The 3,524-nt window shown below is 32.3% G+C and carries 4 protein-coding genes; 2 read left to right on the top strand and 2 right to left on the bottom strand.

Annotated elements, in window-relative coordinates:
- Positions 1-288: 288 nt before the first annotated feature.
- Positions 289-414, bottom strand: a complete 126-nt coding sequence (locus tag DW196_RS11815) for a hypothetical protein (protein ID WP_193393255.1) — start codon at positions 412-414, stop codon at positions 289-291.
- Between DW196_RS11815 and tet(S) the strand changes: the two genes are divergently transcribed.
- Positions 399-2,339 carry a tetracycline resistance ribosomal protection protein Tet(S) gene (gene tet(S) / locus DW196_RS10955; protein ID WP_002405437.1) on the top strand — a complete coding sequence of 647 codons (1,941 nt, stop codon included), beginning with the start codon at positions 399-401 and terminating at the stop codon, positions 2,337-2,339. The two genes, DW196_RS11815 and tet(S), sit on opposite strands and share 16 nt — an antisense overlap.
- An 87-nt stretch (positions 2,340-2,426) precedes the next feature.
- Positions 2,427-2,594, top strand: coding sequence for a cysteine-rich KTR domain-containing protein (locus DW196_RS10950; RefSeq protein WP_005228365.1), 168 nt, complete (start codon positions 2,427-2,429; stop codon positions 2,592-2,594).
- 513 nt (positions 2,595-3,107) lie between these two features.
- Here the strand turns inward: DW196_RS10950 and DW196_RS10945 are convergent.
- The gene (locus DW196_RS10945; protein WP_118251287.1) at positions 3,108-3,470 is read right to left on the bottom strand and encodes a helix-turn-helix domain-containing protein; all 363 of its coding nucleotides are present in this window, start codon (positions 3,468-3,470) and stop codon (positions 3,108-3,110) included.
- Positions 3,471-3,524 lie beyond the last annotated feature (54 nt).

Below are 3,524 nucleotides of genomic sequence, written 5' to 3'. Positions count from 1 at the left end.
TTTCTATTATTCTACCTTATTTGATAGTAGATTTAAAACTTTGCAACAGAACCCTAACTTCCATTAATTTCTCATTAATTTCCCTTTCGTTCAAAAAATATGGTTGGCTTTACAAGCATTCTATCATATGATAGAATTAAGATAACATTCAAAAGGAGATAATAAAAATGCGGCAAGGTATTCTTAAATAAACTGTCAATTAGATAGCGGGAATAATTAATTAAGCATCCTTATTTAAAATAAGGACTGGTTTTTTGTGCCCAGTTTAAGAATACTTTTATCATTTTATCATAAAGCATCTGTGGCTATCAGTGTGTAGTATACAGCTATTTTTGTATTAAAATCCCAGTGATAAGAGTATTTATCACTGGGATTTTTTCTGCTTTTTGAGCTTTTGAATGGAGGAAATAAAATTGAAAATTATTAATATCGGTATCTTAGCACATGTTGATGCAGGAAAAACTACTTTGACAGAAAGCTTACTATACAGTAGCGGAGCAATTAAAGAGTTAGGAAGTGTAGATAGCGGTACAACGAAAACGGATACTATGTTTTTGGAACGCCAGAGAGGTATTACTATTCAGACCGCAATAACATCTTTTCAACGGGAAAATGTTAAAGTAAATATTGTAGATACTCCTGGACACATGGATTTTTTGGCAGATGTATACCGTTCATTATCTGTTTTGGATGGAGCTATTTTGCTAATCTCTGCAAAAGATGGAGTACAGTCACAAACTCGTATACTATTCCATGCACTTAGAAAGATGAACATACCTATAATATTTTTTATTAACAAAATTGATCAAAATGGAATAAATTTGCCAGATGTTTATCAAGATATTAAGGACAAACTTTCTGACGACATCATAATTAAGCAGACTGTGAATCTAAATTTGAAACCTTATGTAATAGATTATACTGAACCAGAACAATGGGAGACAGTAATTGTGGGAAATGATTATTTATTAGAAAAATATACCATTGGGAAAACATTGAATATTGCAGAACTTGAAAAGGAGGAAAACGAAAGAATTCAAAGTTGCTCCTTATATCCTGTTTATCACGGAAGTGCAAAGAATAATATTGGAATTAAACAACTTATAGAGGTAATTACTAGCAAATTATTTTCACCCACACAACTCAATTCAGATAAACTTTGTGGAAATGTTTTTAAAGTAGAATATTCAGATGATGGTCAACGGCTTGTCTATGTACGTCTTTATAGTGGAACGCTACATTTGCGAGACTCAGTCAATATATCAGAAAAGGAAAAAATAAAAGTTACAGAAATGTATACTTCAATAAATGGAGAATTACGCCAGATAGATAAGGCAGAGCCTGGTGAGATTATTATTTTAAAAAATGAGCTTTTAAAACTAAATAACGTACTTGGAGATAAAAAAAGATTACCACATAGAGAAATTCTTGAGAATCCTCTTCCTATGTTACAAACAACAATTGAACCATGTAAATCAGTACAAAGAGAAAAGTTACTAGATGCACTTTTTGAAATATCCGATAGTGATCCCCTTCTACAATATTATGTAGATACAGTAACTCACGAAATTGTGCTATCTTTTTTAGGTGAGGTCCAAATGGAGGTAACTTGTACTCTGATTCAAGAAAAATATCATATTGAGATAGAAACAAGAAAACCAACTGTCATTTATATGGAAAGACCATTAAAAAAATCTGAATTTACCATTGATATCGAAGTACCTCCAAATCCTTTCTGGGCTTCTATTGGTTTATCTGTAACACCACTTCCTTTGGGTAGTGGCATTCAGTATGAGAGCCTGGTTTCTCTAGGTTATTTAAATCAATCATTTCAAAATGCAGTTATGGAAGGTATACGCTATGGGTGTGAACAAGGATTGTACGGTTGGAAATTAACAGACTGTAAGATCTGTTTTAAGTATGGTCTATATTACAGCCCTGTCAGTACGCCAGCAGATTTCCGAATGCTTGCGCCTATTGTACTAGAGCAGGCTTTTAGAAAGAGTGGTACAGAGTTATTAGAGCCATATCTTAGCTTCGAAATTTATGTACCACAAGAATATCTTTCGAGAGCATATAATGATGCTTCCAAATATTGTGCAAATATTTTAAATACTAAGTTAAAAGGTAACGAGGTCATTCTCATTGGTGAAATTCCAGCCCGTTGTATTCAAGAGTATCGAAACAGTTTAACTTTCTTTACAAATGGACGCAGTGTCTGTTTAACAGAGTTAAAAGGTTATCAGGTTACTAACATTAAGTCTGCTTTCCAACCACGTCGTCCAAATAATAGAATAGACAAAGTAAGGCATATGTTTAATAAAATCAACTTACATTGATAGTGAACTAAAGAGAAATTTTTAAAATGAATATTGAGTTGTTAATTAGAACAGGAGGATATAGATATTGTAAATACTAGGTAGATACTGTGCCCTATATGTGGCAATAAGACCCGTTTAAAAATGAGGGAAGATACTGAATTAAAAAATTTCCCTCTATTTTGTCCTAAATGCAGACAAGAAATTTTAATTGAAATAACGAAGTTTAGAATAACTGTAATTACAGAGCCAGACGCAAAGACGCAGAGCCGATAATTCGAGATATCAAAATCTCATTTTATCGGCTTTTTCTTTTCTATGCATACCATTGAGCTTAGTTCTTGATATCCTTTATAAGAAAATAAGTGTACTGATTTTTTTTGCAGTAGCTGTATTACAGTAGACATCCCTCAAGCATAAAAAGTATACAATTAAAATTCAATACTTGATTATTGATGAAGTACAGAGTTACTCGTCATTTCAAAACTAGTATATCAGTCAAGTTTTTCCTAAGGAACAAAAACGAACTTCGCTATGGGAATCAAAAATTTTTAGTCGGATGAAGTGATATGCAATAAATCCAGAAAATTTTCCCAACAACAAAAAATGAACTGTACTTTGCAGCGATAAGAGTAACCAAAGAACTATTTATCATTCGCTCTAGTTCCTAAGTGTAACAAAGATAAATTCATTTTCTATTTATGATTAACAAAAATCAGAAAAAATTCATTACATCTTTGTAATCAATCTTTCCTGATAGTATTAATTAATCCATTGTGTATTATTGAACTAGTTAAATTTACATTTTTCTCCGTAAATTGCTTGAATCACTTTCCCAATCGTCACTAATTCATCTTCATCCAGACAATCCAACTGTGCTTCTACTTGAAGACGTTTGGAGCTTTTATGACTGTTTTCTTCCCCTAAAATAAATCCATCCAAAGAAATATTTAGCAAAGTCACTAAATCATATACAACATGAAAACTTGGCTGTTGTCCTTTATTTTCAATGTTCGTCAAATAGCGTGGCGCAATCTGGATCATTGATCCTACCTGCTCACGAGTCAATCCTTTACTAAGACGGGCTTCTTTAATCGCAAGACCCAATGGTTTGAAATCAAAAGTTCTATGTTTTTTTCGGTTCTGTTGCAACGTTTTAAATAAAGAATAAAATCCCTTACGGTATCTATGATTTAAGCTGGGATT

Source organism: Vagococcus sp. AM17-17 (genome assembly GCF_003471765.1).
Classification (GTDB): domain Bacteria; phylum Bacillota; class Bacilli; order Lactobacillales; family Vagococcaceae; genus Vagococcus; species Vagococcus teuberi.
This window is presented reverse-complemented; position numbering and strand designations above follow the sequence as displayed.